Raw genomic sequence first — 17,283 nt, forward strand, 5'->3', positions numbered from 1 at the left:
ATGGGGCAAAGGGGACCAACGATGGACATGAGGACAGGCCGCACGGCGAAACTGGGCGATGATACACGGGTGGAATGGCCGACGCTGGGCTTGGCCGTGGCGATTTACGGTGCTGTGGGCCTGGCGCTTTGGGGGCTGCCGGTCTGGGCTGCGATCTTGGTGTTGATCCCCGCCATCGCGTTGCACGGGTCACTGACCCACGAAGTGGTCCATGGCCATCCCTTCGCGCATCAAACCCTCAACGCAAGCTTGGTCTTTCCGGCCTTGACGCTGACGGTGCCCTACGCGCGGTTTCGCGCCACCCATTTGGCCCATCACCGTGATGAGGCCCTGACCGATCCCTATGATGATCCCGAAAGCAACTATCTGGACCCCGACGTTTGGGCATCCCTGTCGCGCCCCATGCAAGCGGTGTTGCGGTTCAACAACCGGCTGGCGGGGCGGTTGTTGATCGGGCCGCTTTTGGGGCAGGCGATGTGGATGATGAGCGATTGGCGCGCCGCACGGGGCGGGGACCGTGCGGTTCTGGCCGGATGGCTTGCGCATCTGCCAGCGGCGGGGCTGGTGCTCGCGGTGGTTTGGGTGGCGCCGTTACCGCTGTGGGCCTACGGGGTGGCGGCTTATGGGGGCCACGCCCTGCTGCGCATCCGCACCTATCTGGAACACCGCGCCCATGTGGCGGCACGCGCCCGCACGGTCATCGTCGAAGACCGTGGCCCGCTGGCCTTTTTGTTCCTGAACAACAACCTGCACGTCGTGCACCACATGCACCCCAAGGTGCCGTGGTACGATTTGCCTGCCCTGTATCGCGCGAACCGTGACCACTATCTGCGCCGCAATGACGGGTATCGTTTTGCATCCTATGCCGAGGTCTTCGGCCGCTATTTCTGGCGCGCCAAAGATCCGGTGGCCCATCCGCTCTGGCGCGCGCGCGTTAAATAGGGGATCACACGGGGATGGACGCATGGATCCCCGTCACCCTTCTGGCCGCCACGGCCCAAACCGCGCGATTTGGTCTGCAAAAGCAACTGAACGCCAGCGTGTTGAGCACGGCAGGCGCCACCTTTGCGCGTTTCGTCTATTCGGCGCCCTTGGTGGCGGTGGGGGTTCTGATCTACGCCCAGATGACCGGCCAGACGCTGCCCGCGATTCCGCCTGTATTCTGGGCCTATGCGCTGGCTGGTGGGGCGTCACAGATATTGGCGACCATGTGTGTGGTGGCGCTGTTCAGCCACCGCAATTTCGCGGTCGGGATCACGTTCAAAAAGACGGAAGTCCTGATGTCTGTGGGCGTTGGGATGCTGGTTCTGGGGGACCGCGTGGCGCTTGCGGGGCTGGTGGCCATTGTGGTCGGTCTGATCGGCACATTGATCCTGTCGGACCCGCCGGGTCCGTCGGATCAGCCGTGGCGGCGGCGTATTTTCAACCGCGCCGTGGGGCTGGGGCTGGCATCGGGGGTGTTGTTTGCCTGCTCTGGTGTGGGGTATCGTGGCGCGTCGCTGTCGTTGGACGGGGGCGATGTGTTTTTGCGCGCTACGCTGACACTGGCCTGCGTGACAGCGGCCCAAAGCATCGCCATGGCCCTGTACATGCGCCTGCGCGAGCCGGGAGAGATCACCCGTGTGCTGCGGGCTTGGCGGATCGCGGGGTTGGTCGGGATCACCAGCATGATCGGATCGACCTGCTGGTTCGTGGCCTTCACCTTGCAGAACGTGGCCTATGTTAACGCACTGGGGCAGGTGGAGTTACTGCTGTCACTGGCGCTGTCTGTCTTTGTTTTCAAGGAACGGATCGCGCCGCGTGAAATTCTGGGCGGGGCCTTGGTGACGGCCTCTGTGCTGGTCTTGATCTTGGCGATCTAGCCGTCCAAGGGGCGTTTGCCGCCCAGCCGCGTGACCAGATGAGCCTCATCGTCGTTGCGGAAAAACGGAACGGACCGCGGCGCGTCTGGCGCGCGCAGACGGACTGCGATTTCGGCCAGAACGACCTCAGTGATGAAAGGCAGGTCCAGTTTGCGGGCCTCAGCCAACGGGACCCAATGCAGATGGCTCAACTCATCCTCGGCGCGGCTGAAATCATCGGGGTCGCTGGCCAGATCGGTGGCGTCGGCCAAAAAGAACCGCGCATCAAAGCGGCGGGGGCGGCCTTTGGGGGTGACTGCGCGAAACACAAATTCGAGCGCTGCGGCATCAGGCCGGTATCCGGCGGCTGCGAAATCGCGCCAGTCGGCGGGTGGGTCAGGCCATGGGGTGCGGGTGCCAAGGATTTGCCCGGTTTCTTCCCAAACCTCACGAATGGCGGCCACGGCGAGGGTCGCGGGCGCCAGCGCGCTGTCTTCGGCCAGTTGGGCGGCCACATCAGCGGGGAGCGGACGGGCCAGTTCGATCTGCGCATCACCTGCGTCCACCGCCCCACCGGGAAAGACGAATTTGTTGGGCATGAAGGCCGCCGCAGCACCGCGTTGGCCCATCAAGATGGCCGGGTTGGTGTCGCGGTCGCGCAGAATTATGATGGTCGCAGCATCCCGCAGGGCCGATTTATCGATCTGGTCCAAAATACCGCCCCTTCTTAATCGGGCGTCAGTCGGCCTGCCCGAAACCATGCATCCGGCGGGCCCATTGGATGCCCACAATCATGCCTTTCAACCGTGGCAGCAAATAGAGAGACAGCGCAACACTGAAGATGGTCAGCACCGTGGCCATTACAAAAGGATCGGGGCGCAAATACACCCAGACAAAATGCATCAGAAAGCCAAGAACATGCGCCACGATCAAAATCGTCAGATAGGCGGGGCCGTCATCTGCACGGTGATGGTGCAGGTCTTCGGAACACACCGGGCAGCTGTCCACAACCTTAAGGTAGCCCTTAAACAACATTCCTTCGCCGCAATTGGGGCACCGCTGACGGAACCCGCGCAGCATGGCGGGTTTGGTGGGACGGTCGTCTATCGGATTTGTCTTGGTGTCGGTCATCGGGACCTCGGCAGCACGATTTCTCAATAGGGGGGTGGTGCGCCTTCGGGGCGCAAAAGAACAGAGGCGAAAGTGTCGCGGGGGGCGCGGCAAATTTTTTTCGGCACGGTGCGACGGAAAAAGATGCCGCGTCCGTTTTATGCACATCGACGGCCCAAGACGGGCCGCGTTGATCGAGTAAGACAAAGGATAAACCTGATGAAGACCTCCCTTTTGATCGCGGCCATCGCCGCCGGTATGACCCTTGCTGCCACTGCGGAAGCCCGCGAGGGTGGCCGCGGCATGTCTCTGCCCACTTTTGAAGAGTTGGACGCCAATGCGGACGGCGGCGTGACCATGGCGGAAATCGAAGCCCACATGGCTGCCCGCGCCGATGCCCGCTTTGCTGAGGCCGACACCAACGGTGACGGCGCGCTGAGCGCTGAAGAAATGCTGGCGCGTGCCGACAGCGACCGCGCGGAACGTATGGCCAACCGCATCGCCAAACAGATCGAGAAGGCCGATGCGAACGGCGACGGTCTGTTGCAGATGGAAGAAATCCAAGAGGCGCGCGGTGACCGTGGTGAGCGTCGCGGTGCCAACCCTGAGCGGATGTTCGAACGCGTCGACGCCAACGAAGACGGCACATTGAACGCGGAGGAATTCGCAGCCGCACAAGAGCGCATGCAAGACCGTCGTTCCCGCGACAACAACTAAGACAAGATGTCGGGGGGCTGCCACAGTGCCCCCCGATGCCACCCCCTTGCGAGGGGACGGACGACATGGATAACTGCACCTTACAATGGCACAGGCCCAACCCACCGCAGACGACGCGTCCCTTCTGGCCGCCTTTGCCGCCGGCGACCGCCAGGCGGCGCTGGTGCTGACGCAGCGGCTGACACCACGGGTCATGGGGCAGGCCTACCGGATGTTGGGCAACCGGACCGAGGCCGAAGACGTCGCGCAAGAGGCGATGATGCGCCTGTGGAAAATTGCGCCCGATTGGCAGGCGGAACGGGCGCAGGTGACGACGTGGTTGTACCGCGTGGTGGCCAACCTGTGCACAGACCGGCTGCGCAAATCCGGACGCGGTGTGTCGCTTGATGCCATCGCGGAGCCTGAAGATGGCGCGCCGTCGGCGGCCGACGGTTTGCAAGGCCAAGCGCGCATGGCTGCCCTGCAGGGGGCACTGGCGGATCTGCCGGAGAGGCAGGCACAGGCTGTGGCGCTGCGGCATCTCGAAGAACTTGGCAATCCACAGATCGCCGAGATTATGGACACCAACGTGCGAACGGTCGAAAGTCTGATCGCACGGGGCAAGCGCGCCTTGATCGCAAAGCTGTCAGGGCGCAAATCAGAACTGGGGTATGATGATGACACCGGATGACGACACGACTTTGGACCGCACCTTTGCGCAGATTCGCGCCGAAGATGTCCCGCTGTCAGACGGGTTGATGGACCGTATCATGATGGATGCGGACAGCGTTCTGGCCGCAGGCGGGCCTATGGCCCGCAACGACGCCCCGCAGCCCGGTTTGTGGGACAGCCTGTTGGATGCCATTGGCGGCTGGCCGTCGTTCAGCGGCTTGGCAGCGGCCACGGTCGCGGGTCTTTGGATCGGTGTGGCGCCGCCTGACGCCGTGACCAACGTCACAGACGTCCTTTGGGGCGGCACCTTTGAGGTGCCGGTTCTGGATGGCGATTTGCTGAGCGCACTGGAAGGATAGACCATGTCGGACACCCCCCCCAAACCCCGCAACTGGACGAAACGTCTGTTGGTGGCCTCGCTTGCGCTGAACCTGTTGGTGGCGGGCGTGCTGGCTGGTGCGGTCTTGTCGGGTGGCCCGAAAGGCGGGCTGCAACGGTTCGATTTGACCGCAGGCCCGCTGACCCGCGCCATGGATGGCCCCAGACGTGAGGCCCTGCGCGACGCGCTGCGCGACAGCGGCGCGTTCCGCGCGTCCGACCGCCGCAACATCCGCGCCGACATGACCGTGCTGATTGAAACCGTCCGGTCCGACACCTTTGACGAGGCCGCCTTTCGCGCGGCCCTGATGCGTCAGCGCGATCGCCTTCAGGCCGGGCAAGCCGCCGTGATCGAGGCCGTGGCCGCCCAAATTCAGGATATGTCACGTGAGGAGAGAGAGGCCTTTGCCGACCGTCTGGAAAACCAGCTGCGTCGTGGGCCCGGTGCGGGCCGCCCCGACCGGGGCGAGACGTCGGATCAACGGTCAGGCGGCTGACAGGCTGACCTTGTTGCGGCCCGCGGATTTGGCCGCATAAAGCGCGCCGTCCGCCGCACTCACCAGATCGCCGAGGTCTTCGACCACATCGGCGGCGTCGCGTCCGCCGCTCAGGCTGACGCCCACGGAGACGGTCAGATCAACGGTCGACCCTTCGGTGATGTAGAACGGGGTCGCGCGGATCAGCTGACACAGCCGTTCTGCCGCTGTGCGGGCATGAACAAGGTCACTGTTGGGAATGGCCACGAGGAATTCTTCCCCCCCGATCCGAGCCAGTAAGTCCACCGCGCGCAGGTTGTCCTGCAGGCGGCGCGCCACCTGTTTGAGGATTTCATCGCCCGCCTTGTGCCCATAGGTGTCGTTGACCTTTTTGAAGTGATCCACATCGAGCACCATGATGGCGAACTGACGTTCGCTTAACCGGCTTTCCTCGGACAGGCGCGCCAGATGGGGCAGGGCATAGCGGCGGTTGAACAGCCCCGTCAGCGGGTCGGTAATCGCTGCCCTCAGCCCTGTTTCGACCGTGCGGCGCAGGGCGTCAGCTTCATGTTTGGCTTGCAACAGGACCGCGCAGCGGTGGCGGATTTCGCCCAAATGGATGTCTGACAAAACCACATCATTCGCGCCCAGATCCAGCGCCATGGCTGCTGCGTGACGTTCATCTTCGGGAAGCAGCACCAGAATGCCCGCATGCCGCGTGGCCGATTGGCTGCGCAATTCGGCCAGCAGCCGGTAAAGCACGCTGTCGTCCATCAAACCGGCGCGGAAATCCAGCACAAATAGGTCGGTTTTCACCTGATGCACATGGCCGCTGATGATCTGGTGAATGCTGGCCGGATTGGCCTGCACATTTTCCATCATCGACTGAAGCCCGCTAAGTTCCAGCGCATCCACATGGGGTGAGGCCAGCACAATCTGTGAGGGCGCGGCAAAGCCGCAGCTGGCCTCGGCAAAGCCAAGGGCTGTCCGTGTGCCTTCGCGCATCCGCAGTTCCTGCCTTGCGTCGCGGGCCCGCAGCAGGCTTCTGATGCGGGCTTGTAAAATTCGGTCGTCAAAGGGTTTGGTCAGCACGTCATCGGCCCCCGCCTCAAGCGCGTTGACACGGTCCATCGGGGTCGCGAAACCGCCCGTGGCCACGATGGGGACAAGGGCGGTGATGTCATCGGCCTTCAGGGCGCGGCAAAACTCCAGCGCCGCTTTGGCATTGTTGCAGGTGTCCATGATGACCAAATCGGGGAGGGAAGCCGCGATTTCAGCCCGCGCATCCTCAACCGAGGCGCGGGGCCGCACGCGGTACTGGGCGGCAAGCAGTTTGACCTTCAGGACGATCCGGTTTGTCGCCACACAGTCTATGATAAGAATATCGCCGGCCATTCTTGCTTCCTTCCGAGCTTTACCCCAATCTCTCCTGACCTCAGTTTGATCCTTAAATGGTTAAGAAACCCTTTCCGCATCGGTAATTATAAATCATGTCCCCAGAACGCGCCGAACAGATCGCCGTATCCGCCCTGATCTGGTTGTCCACCAACGAAGACCTTTTGCCTTTGTTTTTAGGGGCTTCGGGTGCTGCCGCAGAGGATTTGAGGGGGCTTGCAAACAGCCCCGCATTCCTTGCTTCGGTGCTGGAATTTATCACCATGGATGACGCTTGGGTGATGGCATTTTGCGACGCGGAAACCATAAAGTATGAAGAACCCCTAATGGCGCGTTATGCATTACCTGGGGCCGAGGCTGTTCATTGGACATGACACTGCGCGGAATCGTCTTCGACAAGGACGGCACCTTGTTCGATTTCAATGCCACATGGGCCGCTTGGGCGCGCCGCGTTCTTGAGGCGGAAACAGCCGGTGATCCCGCGCGCCTGACCCCTTTGGCGGCGGCCATGGGGTTCGATCTGGACACGGACAGATTTCATCCCGAAAGCCCGGTGATCGCCAGCACCGCCCGCGAAATTGCCCAGATCGCGCTGCCGTTTGTGGCGGAAACCGATCTGGACGCCTTGCTTGACCGCTGGAGCGCGATGGCCGCGCAGGCCCCACAGGTCGAGGCCACGCCGCTGATCCCGTTTTTGGATAACCTTCGTGCGGCGGGATTGCGCCTTGGCGTGGCGACCAACGACGCACAAGCCCCTGCGCGGGCGCATTTGTCCGCCGCAGGCGTGGTCGAAAAATTCGATTTCATCGCAGGGTTTGACAGCGGCCATGGCGGCAAACCCGCCCCCGGGCAGCTGTTGGCGTTTTGTGCGGAAACCGGTCTTGATCCGGCCGAGGTCGCCATGGTGGGCGACAGCACCCATGATCTGGACGCAGGACGCGCGGCGGGGATGACCTGTGTCGCGGTCCTGACGGGGGGCGCCACCCGCGCCGATCTGGCCCCCTTCGCGGATGTGGTTTTGCCGTCGATTGCCGATCTTCCGGCGTGGTTGGGGCACGCGTCCTAGGCCAAAGACGCGGTTTGCGACATCAGATGTCGCAGCTTGCGTGGCGGCGGGTGTGTTTGGTGCCAGTCTGGGGGCAACACGAAAGGTCGCCCCATGTCTGATCCCACTCCCCGTCGTCGCAGATCCGGTGGCCGTGCCGCCAACACCGCCAAACGTCAAACCGCAGGTATTGCGCAGATGCCATGGCGGCTGCCCGTGAACACCGACCGCCCGACGGAGCCTTTGGATCAGGCCGGTGTTGAGGCCGTGCACGATGGCGCCATGCGCATCCTTGAAGAGGTCGGGATCGAATTCCTGAACGAAGAGGCCATTGCCCTGTTCAAGCAGGCGGGCTGCAAAGTCGACGGCACCAACGTCAAAATGGGCCGCGATTGGGTGATGGAAATGATCGGCCAGGCGCCCGCGCAGTTCGACATCACGCCGCGCAACCCCGACCGAAAAATCACCTTGGGCGGCGGGCATATCCTGTTTGGCAACGTGTCCTCCCCGCCCAATTATTTCGATCTTGAGATCGGCAAGAAAGTCTCCGGCAACCGAGAGCAATGCGCCAACCTGCTGAAGCTGACGCAATATTTCAACTGCATCCATTTTGCAGGCGGCTATCCGGTGGAACCGGTCGACGTGCACGCCAGCGTGCGCCATCTGGATGTGGTGTTTGACAAGATGACCCTGACGGACAAGGTCGGCCACGCCTATTCGCTGGGCCGCGAACGGGTCGAAGACGTGATGGAGATGGTCCGCATCGCGGGCGGTTGGTCGGATGAGGAATTTGAGGCCAAACCTCGAATGTATACCAACATCAACTCCACCTCGCCGCTCAAACACGATGTGCCTATGATCGATGGCTGTCTGCGCTGCGTGCGGCGGGGGCAGGCGGTGGTGGTCACGCCCTTTACCTTGGCCGGTGCCATGGCACCGGTGACCATGTCGGGCGCTGTGGCGCTGTCCATCGCCGAGGCCTTGTCCGCTATCGCGCTGTTTCAATACGTCCGCCCCGGCGCGCCCTGCGTGGTCGGCACCTTTACCAGCAACGTCGACATGAAGTCCGGCGCGCCGGCCTTTGGCACGCCAGAATACATGCGCGCCACGCAGATGACGGGCCAGATGGCGCGGTTTTACGGGTTGCCCATGCGGTCGTCGGGGGTCTGTGCGGCCAATGTGCCCGACGGGCAGGCCATGTGGGAGACATCGAATTCTCTTTGGGCGTCGGTGCAGTCGGGCACGAACATGGTCTATCACGCCGCCGGTTGGCTAGAAGGCGGGCTGATCGCATCGCCCGAAAAGTTCATCATGGATTGCGAAGTGATCCAGATGATCCAGCGCTATATGGAACCTGAGGTGACCGCGACCAGCCCCGCCGACATCGCCCTTGAGGCGGTCAAAGAAGTCGGGCCGAACGGGCATTTCTTTGGCATCCAGCACACCCAAGACCGCTATGAGAACGCGTTTTATTCGCCCTTCGTGTCCGATTGGCGCAATTTCGAAGCTTGGGACGTTGCGGGCGCCACATGGACCGCAGAGCGCGCCCATCACATGTTCAAAGACATCATCAACACATTTGAGGCCCCCCCGATGGATGCGGCGATCCGGTCCGAGTTGGAGGATTTTGTCGCCCGTCGGAAATCCGAAGGCGGCGCGCCGACTGATTTTTAAGGGCCATGCGCCTGCGGCGGGCGGGGCGCAATTTTTAGTCTAAAAATTGCCGTGTGGGGCGACGGTAGTGTCTGGTTTGCGCTGTCGGGGCGTGTCGTGGGCGCGGCGTTATAGGTATTTTTGAACCAGAGAAACGGGGGCGATGCGCCTTGATGCAAGCTGGTGTATGCAATGGGCCAGACGGGTCATGATGGCCCGAAGGTGGGCCGCGTCATGACGATAGACATACGATCAGGTGAGTTTGAGGCCTTTTTCGAGGCGCCGTTTGCAGCCTATGGGGCAGGCAGCCCCTATGTGTCGCCGCTGAAGGCTGATCTGAGGCGGTTTGTATCGGATGCGAACCCTTTGATGTCAGGCGCGGGTGAGGGGGCGTTGACCTATTTCACGGCCCATCGGGACGGGCGAGTTGTCGGGCGCATCACGGCGCATATTCACGGGGCATCTAACCGGATGCACGGGCTGGCGCGCGGCTATTTCGGGTATTTTGACTGTGCGGATGAGCCCCAAGCGGCGGCGGCTTTGTTGCAGGCGGCTGAGGACTGGTGCCGCGCGCGGGGCATGACCGAGATTGCGGGGAATTTCAATCTGACGGCGATGCAGCAGATTGGCGTCGTGACGAACGGTTTTGATCACGCACCCTATCTGGATCAGGTTTGGTCGCCGCCCCATATCGCGCGGCTTTTGACGCAGAACGGCTATGTGCCGACTTTCCCCATGGCGACGATGGAGGTGCGCGATCTGCCGTCGGCGCCGCCGGTTCGGCTGGGGGCGAGACATCGCGCGGTCATGGAGGATCCCGACTTTGCCTTTGCGCCCATCACGCGGGCGGTCTTGCCGCAGCGCCTTGAGGAAGCCCGCGAGATTCTGAATGCATCGTTTGCGGAGAACCCGATGTTTGTGCCAATCAGCGCCGAGGAGTTTCATTTTCAGGCCAAGGACATGAAATGGGTCATGGACCGCCGGATTTCCGCGGTCCTGCACCACAAGGGCGAGCCTGCAGGCTGTGTCATTTGCGTGCCCGATCTGAACCCGTTTTTGCGTCGTGTCCGGTCACGGATCGGGATCACCGCGCCGTGGCATTTTTTGCGGCACCGAATGACCAATACCCGTGCGATTGTGATCTTTGCAGGGATCATGCCGCATCTTCAGGGGCGCGGGATCAATCCGGTCATTCTGAATCATGTGATGGGGCGTGCGCGCACGGCCGGATACACGCACATCGGCAACACGTGGATTGCCGATGTGAATCCCATGAGCCTTGCACAGGCAGAAAAGTCAGGAGCGTCGCCGATGCACAGGCTGCACATCTTTGGCAAAGCCCTTTAGCGCGGCGTCATCCGCCCAAGCAGGTGGCGTAGGCCTCCCCCAATGCGGTGAGGGTCTGGCGGTAGTGTTGCGGGCCAAGGTCGAATGTGTCGCCGATGGGGTCCGCCAGTGCCGTGCGTGCGTCTGATCCTTCGCGGATCAGGTCGGACCATTCGGCGCGGGCTTGGGGGTCGGTCAGAACACATGCGATATTGTCTTCGGCGATCCGTGCTTGCAGGTCTGCGATTTTGTCGGGTGCGGGGGCTGCGGCGTCGTCGAGGGTGATGGACGCCACGGCGAGGCGGTCAAACCGAGTGCCGAAGTATTGATAGGCATCGTGGGGCACGATGATGTCGCCTGCGGGGGCTGCGGCCAAACGGGCGGTGATTTCGGTCTCAAGCGCTGCGAGGTCCGCCACAGCGGCGGTGGCGTTTGCGGCGTAGGTCGCGGCATTGTCGGGGTCGAGGTCGGACAATTGCGTGGCGATCAGCGTGACCCAAGCCTGTGCCACCTGCGGGTCGAGCCATGCGTGGGGGTCAAGGCGCGCGTCGGAGTGTTCGTCGTGGTCTGCATGATCGTCATGATCATGTCCCTCGTGATCTTCGTCCTTGTGGTCCTCATCATGTTCGTCATGTTCGGCATGGCCATGATCGTCATGGTCTTCGAAGGCCGCGTCTTCACGCAGCGGCAGGGCCGGCCAGCCCTCGGCCTCCAGCAGGACCAGTAGGTCAACATCGCCGCCCAATGTGTCCAAAGCCTCATCCAGCCATGGGGTCAGCGCGGGGCCGACCCAGATCACCAGATCGGCTGATTGCACGGCGTCCGCCTGATCGAAGCTGAACTGGAAGTCATGGGGCGATGCCCCACCTGACACAAGGACGTCTGGCTTGCCTAGGCCTTCCATCACCTGCGACACAAGCGAATGGATGGGGGCTATGTCGGTCACCACTTGGGGCACTTCGGCAGTGGCGGACAGGGGTAGGCAGGCAAGGCTCGTCAAAAGGGGCAGGCGCATGGGGAGGGGTCCTTGTATCTTCGGGTTTGCGAGGGCATAATAGATATGTTATAACATAACAAGAGCAAACCATGACATCCCGCCCATCCAGTTTTGAAGCCCATGACCATGCCCATTGCGTGCGCTCTGCCCTCAGCGCAGCGGAGGCGGCTTGTGCGGCGCAGTCTTTGCGCCTGACACCCGTGCGGCGGCGCACGTTGGAGATTTTGCTGGAGGCCCACGAAGCCTTGGGCGCTTATGATGTCTTGGCGCGGTTGGATGCGGATGGGTTCGGGTCAAAGCCTCCCGTGGCCTACCGCGCGCTGACGTTTCTGGTGGAGGCTGGGCTGGCGCACCGGATTGAAAGGCTCAATGCCTTTGTGGCCTGTGCGACGCCGGGAGCCGAACATGACCCCGCGTTTTTGATTTGCAACAGGTGCGGCACCGTGGCCGAGGGCGAGGCGCAGGATGCGTTGCAGCCGTCCGCCGTAGCGGCCGGTTTCCAGATTGAGCGCACCGTGGTTGAGGCCACGGGCACATGCCCCGCCTGTCAGGAGGTCTGAGATGGCCTTGATCGAGGCGAGCGGTATTGATGTCCATCATGGGGCCACCCATGCGGTCTACGGCGTGTCCATGTCGCTGGATGCGGGTGAGATTGTCACCATTGTGGGGCCCAACGGGTCCGGCAAATCGACGTTGCTGCGTGCCTTGGTGGGGGCTGTGCCCATCGACACCGGCACTATCACCCGCGCGCCGGGGTTGCGGATCGGCTATGTGCCGCAAAAGCTCCATGTTGATCCGACCCTGCCGCTCAGCGTGCGTCGCTTTTTGAACCTGCCCAAACGTGTGTCCTGGGCCAAGGCGCAGGCCGCGTTGGCGCGCACGGGCGTGGAGCATCTGGCGACGCGGCCCTTGGCGGGCCTGTCTGGCGGGCAATTCCAGCGGGTCTTGCTGGCCCGCGCGATCCTGAATGATCCGCAGGTTCTGGTGCTGGATGAGCCGACCCAAGGGCTGGACCAGCCGGCCTCGGCTGCGTTTTACAAACTGATCGAGGCGTTGCGCGATGAACTGGGCTGCGGTGTTGTGATGGTCAGCCATGAATTGCACGTGGTGATGTCGGCCACCGACCGGGTCATTTGCCTCAACGGTCATATCTGTTGCGAAGGCACGCCCGATGTCGTGACAGCGGCCCCTGCCTATCGCGAATTGTTTGGGACGGGCACAGGGGGGGCGCTGGCGCTCTACCGTCATGACCATGATCACAGCCACCACGGGCATGACCACGACCATTCCCACAGCCATGAGCCTGCCGAATAATGACCCTGCTTGATGATTTTATGATCCGCGCCCTTCTGGCCGCGGTGGGCACGGCGCTGGCCTGCGGGGCGCTGGGGTGTTTTGTTGTCTGGCGGCGCATGGCCTATTTCGGGGATGCAACGGCCCATGCGGCGATCCTCGGGGTGGCGCTGGCGCTGGCGTTTTCAATTTCTGTGCCCTTGGGGGTGCTGGTGGTGGCCTTGGCCATGGGCGTCTTGATCTCAACCCTGTCGGGGGAGGTGATTTCGCCGGACAGTTTGTTGGGCGTGTTGTCCCACAGCGCGCTGGCCATGGGCCTTGTGGCCGTGTCGCTGATGCCCGAGGCGCGGATTGATCTGGATGCCTATTTGTTTGGGGACATTCTGGTGGTGTCGAAGGCGGATCTGATGGTCATTTGGGGCGGGGCAGCCGTTGTTGTGGGGCTGCTGATCTGGCGGTGGCAGGCCCTGCTGGCTGAGGTTTTGTCAAACGATCTGGCCTATGCCGCAGGCTTGAACCCCGCACGGGACAGGCTGATGCTGACCCTGCTGGTGGCCACGGTGGTGGCCGTGTCGATCAAGGTCGTCGGGGCGTTGTTGATCACCGCGATGTTGATCATTCCGGCGGCGGCGGCGCGTTTGGTGGCCCGTGGCCCCGAAGGCATGGCGGTCTGGGCCACGGCCATTGGTGTGGTTGCGGCTATCAGTGGGCTTTATGCGGCGCGGGAGTTGGGAACACCGGCGGGGCCGTCCATCATTTGTGCGGCGGCGGCGCTGTTTTGCGTGACCTTTCTGGCCGGTCGCTTGCGCGGCTGACGTCGGATTTTAGGTATTTTTAAACCAGAGAATTCAAGCCGTCTTGGGACGCCTCCACTGGAGGGTTTCAGGCGAGAACGGGCGGAGCCCAAAGCCTGTCTAGGCGTCGGTGTCCATCCAGATGGTCACGGGGCCATCGTTGGTCAGGCTCACCGCCATGTCGGCGCCAAAGCGGCCGGTTTGGGTCGGCACGATCTGGGCCATTTCGGCAGCGAAGGCTTCGTACAGCCGTTCACCCTCTGCGGGCGGGGCGGCCTGCGAAAAGCCGGGTCTGTTGCCGCGTGAGGTGTCGGCGGCCAAGGTGAACTGGCTGACAACAAGGGCCTGCCCGCCAATGTCAGAAAGGGACCGGTTCATGCGGCCCTCTTCGTCTTTGAAAATCCGCAGCTTGCCGATTTTAGCGGCGAGTTTTGCGGGCAGATCGTCGGTATCGCCTTGCATGGCGCAGATCAGGATCAACACGCCTGCGCCGCAGTCCCCAACCAATTCGCCGTCTACATGAACCTGAGCGGACGTCACCCGCTGGATCAGCGCCCTCATACTTCGTCAGCTTCCATTTCGTGGGACCATGGCGGGTTGGCACCCGCGCGGCTGACAGTGATGGCGGCGGCTTTGACGCCCAAAGTCAGGGCGTCGCGGATTTCCCCGTCGCCCAGCGATGCGATGCGCGCTTTGGTCAGACACCCCGCCCTATCAAGGCCCGCCAAAAGGCCCGCGTTGAACGTGTCACCAGCCCCCACGGTGTCCACGACCTGCGCCTTTTCAGCCGCCACAAAGACCGTGTGATCGGCGGTATAACCGGTGACGCCCTTGGCCCCTTCGGTGATGCAGACCAGCTTGGCCCCCTTGGCCACGAGACCACGGGCAAGGGCCGCAAGATCGCCGTCCCCTTCGAGCCAATGAAGGTCCTCATCGCTTAGTTTGATGACATCGGCGGCCCCCATCATGCGGGTGATGCGGGCGCGGTAGGCGGCCTCATCGCGAATGAATGACGGGCGCACGTTGGGGTCGATCATGGTCACACGGGCCGCCGACTGGTCCAGCATCATCGCCTCGTAGATGTCGCCGCAGCCATCCCCCACCAATGAAATGCCTCCGAAAAACAGCGCGTCAGCGGTCACATCCGGCGCACCAGGCACTGTGCGCATGGCGGAGTTTTCATCGTAGAATGCATAGGTCGCCTGACCGTCCACCAGTTTCACGAAAGCCACCGTGCAGGGCGCGTCCATGGCGGGCGACGGGCTGTGATCGACCTTCGACGCCTCAAGGGCGTCGCGCAGAACGTCGCCCAGAAAATCCGACGACATGCCACAAAAGAACTGCGTATCCACGCCCAACCGGCCAAGGCCGATGGCGGTGTTGAACACCGCGCCGCCGGGATAGGGCGCGAAGGCGGCCTCACCTTCGGTGGTTTCACGGGGGAGCATGTCAATCAGGGCTTCGCCGCAGGTCAGAATCATCGCCGTCTCCAATATTTAACGCGCGTAAAGTTTCGGTCGGTGTATCATTGAGTGGTGGCCAAAACAAACCCGATGATCCCCGCCACGATCAGGCCTGCCAGCACGGCGATGGCGATCTTCATGGCGGAATAGGGACGTTCGCCCTGTACACGGCCCGTGCGGCCGTTCACCACAAAGCGGTAGGTTTTGCCACGGTATTTGTAGGCGGCCATCCAGACGGGCAGCAGCACGTGTTTGAAAGTCAGCGTGCCGATCTGGGTATCCACAGATTTCACCCTCTGGTCATCGCCGCCGATGTCGAATTTGACGTCGCGGTGGATGATCCGGTCCATATAGGCGCGGGCTTCGACGAAGGCGTCTTCAAGCTGCACCTGATAGCCTTCGGCGCGAAATCCAGCGAGGTATTCCGGCTGATAGGGTTCCATCTCAGACAGGTCCCAAGGTTCCAGCGCGTCGGTGTATTGCTTGGGCAAAGAGGTCGACCCCAGCACCAGCACATCGTCAAAGAACCGTGCCACACGGCCTGACACATTGCGCCAGCGGGTTTTGCGGACGCGCACCTGTTGGCGTTTGCCGTCACGCATGACGGTGCGGGTTTCGTAATAATGTTTGCCCCGCGCGCCTGTATAGGCGCTTTTGGTGTCCGCATCGAAGGTCCAATAGGGCACGTAGATGCCTGACATCGTGCGACCCTTTCGGGCGTAGTCCTGCAGGCCATTGGGCGCAAACCAAAGCGAGCCCAGCCAGTCGGTCATCTTGCCCCGCGCCGATCCTTCATCAAGGGCGAAGGGCAGCAGGCCTTTGGGCTTGATATGGCGGTGGGTGCCCGTGTCGGTGACCACGGGGGTCGCACAAAAGGGACATTCGGTGGCGTGTAGATCGGCGTCGAATTCCACCTGCGCACCGCAATTGGGGCAGGACGACACGCGGGTTTCCTCGATCTCTTCTTCGGCCAGATCGCCGGAGACCGCCGTGCGAAAATCGAGTTCGCGCAACGTGCCGCCGCGCCACGGGCCTTCGGTGATCTCTTGCGTGTTGCCGCAGTGATCGCAGATCAGGCGGTTTTCGCCCGGATCAAACCGCATATCTGCGCCGCAGTTGTCGCAGGGAAAACGGTGTTCATCGGTGGGGGCGGGGGCAGAGAAAGTATCCATGGATTACAAATAGCGGTGAAAGACCTTGGGCGCCATAATCCGCAGCGCATTATCGCGCAATTTCAGGTGCCGCCATGTGTGAAAACCCGCGTGAAAGAGGACAACTCCGGCCAGTGCGTAAAACTGATAGGTGTGCAGCAGGCCGATCCAGTGGTGGGCCTGCGGTTTGTTCAGCGGGACGCCGATGGGAATAATTCCGCCTGCTTTCATCTGAAAGGACGCCGTCAGACCCAGCAAAAGCCCGCCAGAGGCCACCGCAAACAGCCCCCAGATGATCGTCAAATGGAGCGGGCGGTGAAGCGCGCGCGCCCAGCCCTGCAATTTGGGGCCGGGGCGGCTGTGCAGACCGGAGCGTAGCATCCACGCCGTCCAGATCAGCGCCAAGGTCACGAAAATCAGGCCCATGGTCGAATGGAACTGGAACACAGCAGGCCCCATGCGCCGAAGGGCGTCGGGGTCGGCAAACAGGAACCAGATAAAGAAGGGCACGATCCCCCAATGGAGCCATTTCAGCAAAGTTCGGCGGTGGGGCATGAAGATGCGCATGGCAAAGAAACGGGGGTGCGGCGTAGATAGTTTCACAAGATGCCGTGCATAAACCGCGGCGTGATCAGGCGGAGCGCGTTGTCGTAGAGTGCCGTGTGCCGCCAGAACTGGAACAGCCCGTGGAATGCGCCAAGGCCCAGCAGAACCAACAGCGACGTCCAAGCGGGGCCGGGGGACAACAGGCCCGTGAGTTCAGCGGCGTTCAGCAGCGCTGATAGCACGAGGACACCATAAAGCGCACGGTGCATCCAAGGGTAGATGCCGCGGGTTTTTGGCCCCAGTTTCGGGCCGGCCTTCCCGATCAGCCCTTTGGTCACTGCAATCCCGACCCAAAGCGCCACACTGACGACGAAGGCCCAGCGGACCCAATCAGCAGAGGTCCCGCCTTTGACCATCGCCAAGATGAGCATGAAGACGGTCCAGTGA

The 17,283-nt window shown here is 62.3% G+C and carries 22 protein-coding genes; 13 read left to right on the plus strand and 9 right to left on the minus strand.

Annotated elements, in window-relative coordinates; all coding sequences use genetic code 11:
* Window positions 1–21 precede the first annotated feature (21 nt).
* Entirely contained in the window at window positions 22–942 is a 921-nt protein-coding gene (locus ACTG36_RS07305; protein WP_375281583.1) for a fatty acid desaturase, read from the plus strand.
* A gap of 14 nt (window positions 943–956) precedes the next feature.
* Window positions 957–1,862: an EamA family transporter gene (locus ACTG36_RS07310; protein WP_375281582.1), complete on the plus strand. Its 906-nt coding sequence runs from the start codon at window positions 957–959 to the stop codon at window positions 1,860–1,862.
* On the opposite strand, the gene ACTG36_RS07315 is transcribed toward ACTG36_RS07310, so the two are convergent.
* Both ACTG36_RS07315 and ACTG36_RS07320 read right to left on the minus strand, forming a co-directional pair.
* Window positions 1,859–2,602 (minus strand): NUDIX hydrolase, encoded by a 744-nt coding sequence (locus ACTG36_RS07315; RefSeq protein ID WP_375281581.1) that lies wholly within the window; start codon window positions 2,600–2,602, stop codon window positions 1,859–1,861. The genes ACTG36_RS07310 and ACTG36_RS07315 overlap by 4 nt on opposite strands.
* Window positions 2,580–2,972: a DUF983 domain-containing protein gene (locus tag ACTG36_RS07320; protein WP_375281580.1), complete on the minus strand. Its 393-nt coding sequence runs from the start codon at window positions 2,970–2,972 to the stop codon at window positions 2,580–2,582. Before ACTG36_RS07320 ends, ACTG36_RS07315 begins: the two co-directional genes overlap by 23 nt.
* Window positions 2,973–3,170: 198 nt before the next feature.
* Here ACTG36_RS07320 and ACTG36_RS07325 point away from each other — a divergent pair, with 198 nt between their 5' ends.
* The 4 genes from ACTG36_RS07325 (at window position 3,171) to ACTG36_RS07340 (ending at window position 5,194) form a co-directional block, all read left to right on the plus strand.
* Window positions 3,171–3,668: an EF-hand domain-containing protein gene (locus ACTG36_RS07325; RefSeq protein ID WP_375281579.1), complete on the plus strand. Its 498-nt coding sequence runs from the start codon at window positions 3,171–3,173 to the stop codon at window positions 3,666–3,668.
* Between the two features lie 85 nt (window positions 3,669–3,753).
* Window positions 3,754–4,338 carry an RNA polymerase sigma factor gene (locus tag ACTG36_RS07330; protein ID WP_375281578.1) on the plus strand — a complete coding sequence of 195 codons (585 nt, stop codon included), beginning with the start codon at window positions 3,754–3,756 and terminating at the stop codon, window positions 4,336–4,338.
* On the plus strand, window positions 4,319–4,678 hold the full coding sequence (locus tag ACTG36_RS07335) for a hypothetical protein (RefSeq protein WP_375281577.1): 360 nt from the start codon (window positions 4,319–4,321) through the stop codon (window positions 4,676–4,678). Before ACTG36_RS07330 ends, ACTG36_RS07335 begins: the two co-directional genes overlap by 20 nt.
* 3 nt (window positions 4,679–4,681) lie before the next feature.
* Window positions 4,682–5,194: a periplasmic heavy metal sensor gene (locus tag ACTG36_RS07340; RefSeq protein WP_439141873.1), complete on the plus strand. Its 513-nt coding sequence runs from the start codon at window positions 4,682–4,684 to the stop codon at window positions 5,192–5,194.
* On the opposite strand, the gene ACTG36_RS07345 is transcribed toward ACTG36_RS07340, so the two are convergent.
* Entirely contained in the window at window positions 5,183–6,568 is a 1,386-nt protein-coding gene (locus ACTG36_RS07345) for a diguanylate cyclase (protein ID WP_439141875.1), read from the minus strand. The two genes, ACTG36_RS07340 and ACTG36_RS07345, sit on opposite strands and share 12 nt — an antisense overlap.
* Before the next feature lie 95 nt (window positions 6,569–6,663).
* Between ACTG36_RS07345 and ACTG36_RS07350 the strand changes: the two genes are divergently transcribed.
* The 4 genes from ACTG36_RS07350 (at window position 6,664) to ACTG36_RS07365 (ending at window position 10,613) form a co-directional block, all read left to right on the plus strand.
* Window positions 6,664–6,942: a DUF3572 domain-containing protein gene (locus tag ACTG36_RS07350; protein WP_375281574.1), complete on the plus strand. Its 279-nt coding sequence runs from the start codon at window positions 6,664–6,666 to the stop codon at window positions 6,940–6,942.
* Complete coding sequence (locus ACTG36_RS07355; RefSeq protein ID WP_375281573.1) at window positions 6,939–7,634, plus strand: HAD family hydrolase; 696 nt, start codon at window positions 6,939–6,941, stop codon at window positions 7,632–7,634. The genes ACTG36_RS07350 and ACTG36_RS07355 overlap by 4 nt, the downstream gene beginning before the upstream one ends.
* 93 nt (window positions 7,635–7,727) lie before the next feature.
* Window positions 7,728–9,287, plus strand: a complete 1,560-nt coding sequence (locus ACTG36_RS07360; RefSeq protein WP_375281572.1) for a trimethylamine methyltransferase family protein — start codon at window positions 7,728–7,730, stop codon at window positions 9,285–9,287.
* Between the two features lie 213 nt (window positions 9,288–9,500).
* A complete protein-coding gene (locus ACTG36_RS07365; protein ID WP_375281571.1) occupies window positions 9,501–10,613 on the plus strand; it encodes a hypothetical protein in 1,113 nt (370 codons plus the stop codon).
* Window positions 10,614–10,620: 7 nt separating this feature from the next.
* Here ACTG36_RS07365 and ACTG36_RS07370 read toward each other — a convergent pair whose 3' ends face one another.
* Window positions 10,621–11,607 carry a zinc ABC transporter substrate-binding protein gene (locus ACTG36_RS07370; RefSeq protein ID WP_439141878.1) on the minus strand — a complete coding sequence of 329 codons (987 nt, stop codon included), beginning with the start codon at window positions 11,605–11,607 and terminating at the stop codon, window positions 10,621–10,623.
* Between the two features lie 71 nt (window positions 11,608–11,678).
* Between ACTG36_RS07370 and ACTG36_RS07375 the strand changes: the two genes are divergently transcribed.
* Genes ACTG36_RS07375 through ACTG36_RS07385 form a run of 3 tightly spaced genes read left to right on the plus strand, consistent with a single transcriptional unit; the run spans window position 11,679 to window position 13,697 of the window.
* Complete coding sequence (locus ACTG36_RS07375; RefSeq protein ID WP_375280380.1) at window positions 11,679–12,149, plus strand: transcriptional repressor; 471 nt, start codon at window positions 11,679–11,681, stop codon at window positions 12,147–12,149.
* Between the two features lies 1 nt (window position 12,150).
* On the plus strand, window positions 12,151–12,903 hold the full coding sequence (locus ACTG36_RS07380) for an ATP-binding cassette domain-containing protein (protein ID WP_375280381.1): 753 nt from the start codon (window positions 12,151–12,153) through the stop codon (window positions 12,901–12,903).
* Between the two features lie 5 nt (window positions 12,904–12,908).
* Window positions 12,909–13,697: a metal ABC transporter permease gene (locus ACTG36_RS07385; RefSeq protein ID WP_375280390.1), complete on the plus strand. Its 789-nt coding sequence runs from the start codon at window positions 12,909–12,911 to the stop codon at window positions 13,695–13,697.
* Window positions 13,698–13,796: 99 nt separating this feature from the next.
* Here ACTG36_RS07385 and dtd read toward each other — a convergent pair whose 3' ends face one another.
* The 5 genes from dtd to ACTG36_RS07410 are packed head-to-tail and all read right to left on the minus strand — an operon-like array spanning window position 13,797 to window position 17,267.
* Window positions 13,797–14,237 (minus strand): D-aminoacyl-tRNA deacylase, encoded by a 441-nt coding sequence (dtd, locus tag ACTG36_RS07390; protein WP_375280382.1) that lies wholly within the window; start codon window positions 14,235–14,237, stop codon window positions 13,797–13,799.
* Complete coding sequence (locus tag ACTG36_RS07395; protein ID WP_375280383.1) at window positions 14,234–15,157, minus strand: carbohydrate kinase family protein; 924 nt, start codon at window positions 15,155–15,157, stop codon at window positions 14,234–14,236. The genes dtd and ACTG36_RS07395 overlap by 4 nt, the downstream gene beginning before the upstream one ends.
* A 44-nt stretch (window positions 15,158–15,201) precedes the next feature.
* Window positions 15,202–16,311, minus strand: coding sequence for a primosomal protein N' (replication factor Y) - superfamily II helicase (locus tag ACTG36_RS07400; RefSeq protein WP_375280384.1), 1,110 nt, complete (start codon window positions 16,309–16,311; stop codon window positions 15,202–15,204).
* Between the two features lie 3 nt (window positions 16,312–16,314).
* Window positions 16,315–16,845, minus strand: a complete 531-nt coding sequence (locus tag ACTG36_RS07405; protein WP_375280385.1) for a cytochrome b/b6 domain-containing protein — start codon at window positions 16,843–16,845, stop codon at window positions 16,315–16,317.
* Window positions 16,846–16,889: 44 nt separating this feature from the next.
* Window positions 16,890–17,267 carry a hypothetical protein gene (locus tag ACTG36_RS07410; RefSeq protein ID WP_375280386.1) on the minus strand — a complete coding sequence of 126 codons (378 nt, stop codon included), beginning with the start codon at window positions 17,265–17,267 and terminating at the stop codon, window positions 16,890–16,892.
* Window positions 17,268–17,283: the final 16 nt, after the last annotated feature.

Source organism: Pseudooctadecabacter sp., from assembly GCF_965657175.1.
Classification (GTDB): Bacteria; Pseudomonadota; Alphaproteobacteria; order Rhodobacterales; family Rhodobacteraceae; genus Octadecabacter.

Excerpts from the sequence above, each read along its gene's own strand:
- ACTG36_RS07305 (WP_375281583.1), top strand. The coding sequence starts at position 22 with ATGGACATGAGGACAGGCCGCACGGCGAAACTGGGCGATGATACACGG.
- ACTG36_RS07310 (WP_375281582.1), top strand. The coding sequence starts at position 957 with ATGGACGCATGGATCCCCGTCACCCTTCTGGCCGCCACGGCCCAAACC.
- ACTG36_RS07315 (WP_375281581.1), bottom strand. The coding sequence starts at position 2,602 with ATGGTTTCGGGCAGGCCGACTGACGCCCGATTAAGAAGGGGCGGTATT.
- ACTG36_RS07320 (WP_375281580.1), bottom strand. The coding sequence starts at position 2,972 with ATGACCGACACCAAGACAAATCCGATAGACGACCGTCCCACCAAACCC.
- ACTG36_RS07325 (WP_375281579.1), top strand. The coding sequence starts at position 3,171 with ATGAAGACCTCCCTTTTGATCGCGGCCATCGCCGCCGGTATGACCCTT.
- ACTG36_RS07330 (WP_375281578.1), top strand. The coding sequence starts at position 3,754 with ATGGCACAGGCCCAACCCACCGCAGACGACGCGTCCCTTCTGGCCGCC.
- ACTG36_RS07335 (WP_375281577.1), top strand. The coding sequence starts at position 4,319 with ATGATGATGACACCGGATGACGACACGACTTTGGACCGCACCTTTGCG.
- ACTG36_RS07340 (WP_439141873.1), top strand. The coding sequence starts at position 4,682 with ATGTCGGACACCCCCCCCAAACCCCGCAACTGGACGAAACGTCTGTTG.
- ACTG36_RS07345 (WP_439141875.1), bottom strand. The coding sequence starts at position 6,568 with ATGGCCGGCGATATTCTTATCATAGACTGTGTGGCGACAAACCGGATC.
- ACTG36_RS07350 (WP_375281574.1), top strand. The coding sequence starts at position 6,664 with ATGTCCCCAGAACGCGCCGAACAGATCGCCGTATCCGCCCTGATCTGG.
- ACTG36_RS07355 (WP_375281573.1), top strand. The coding sequence starts at position 6,939 with ATGACACTGCGCGGAATCGTCTTCGACAAGGACGGCACCTTGTTCGAT.
- ACTG36_RS07360 (WP_375281572.1), top strand. The coding sequence starts at position 7,728 with ATGTCTGATCCCACTCCCCGTCGTCGCAGATCCGGTGGCCGTGCCGCC.
- ACTG36_RS07365 (WP_375281571.1), top strand. The coding sequence starts at position 9,501 with ATGACGATAGACATACGATCAGGTGAGTTTGAGGCCTTTTTCGAGGCG.
- ACTG36_RS07370 (WP_439141878.1), bottom strand. The coding sequence starts at position 11,607 with ATGCGCCTGCCCCTTTTGACGAGCCTTGCCTGCCTACCCCTGTCCGCC.
- ACTG36_RS07375 (WP_375280380.1), top strand. The coding sequence starts at position 11,679 with ATGACATCCCGCCCATCCAGTTTTGAAGCCCATGACCATGCCCATTGC.
- ACTG36_RS07380 (WP_375280381.1), top strand. The coding sequence starts at position 12,151 with ATGGCCTTGATCGAGGCGAGCGGTATTGATGTCCATCATGGGGCCACC.
- dtd (WP_375280382.1), bottom strand. The coding sequence starts at position 14,237 with ATGAGGGCGCTGATCCAGCGGGTGACGTCCGCTCAGGTTCATGTAGAC.
- ACTG36_RS07395 (WP_375280383.1), bottom strand. The coding sequence starts at position 15,157 with ATGATTCTGACCTGCGGCGAAGCCCTGATTGACATGCTCCCCCGTGAA.
- ACTG36_RS07400 (WP_375280384.1), bottom strand. The coding sequence starts at position 16,311 with ATGGATACTTTCTCTGCCCCCGCCCCCACCGATGAACACCGTTTTCCC.
- ACTG36_RS07405 (WP_375280385.1), bottom strand. The coding sequence starts at position 16,845 with ATGCCCCACCGCCGAACTTTGCTGAAATGGCTCCATTGGGGGATCGTG.
- ACTG36_RS07410 (WP_375280386.1), bottom strand. The coding sequence starts at position 17,267 with ATGCTCATCTTGGCGATGGTCAAAGGCGGGACCTCTGCTGATTGGGTC.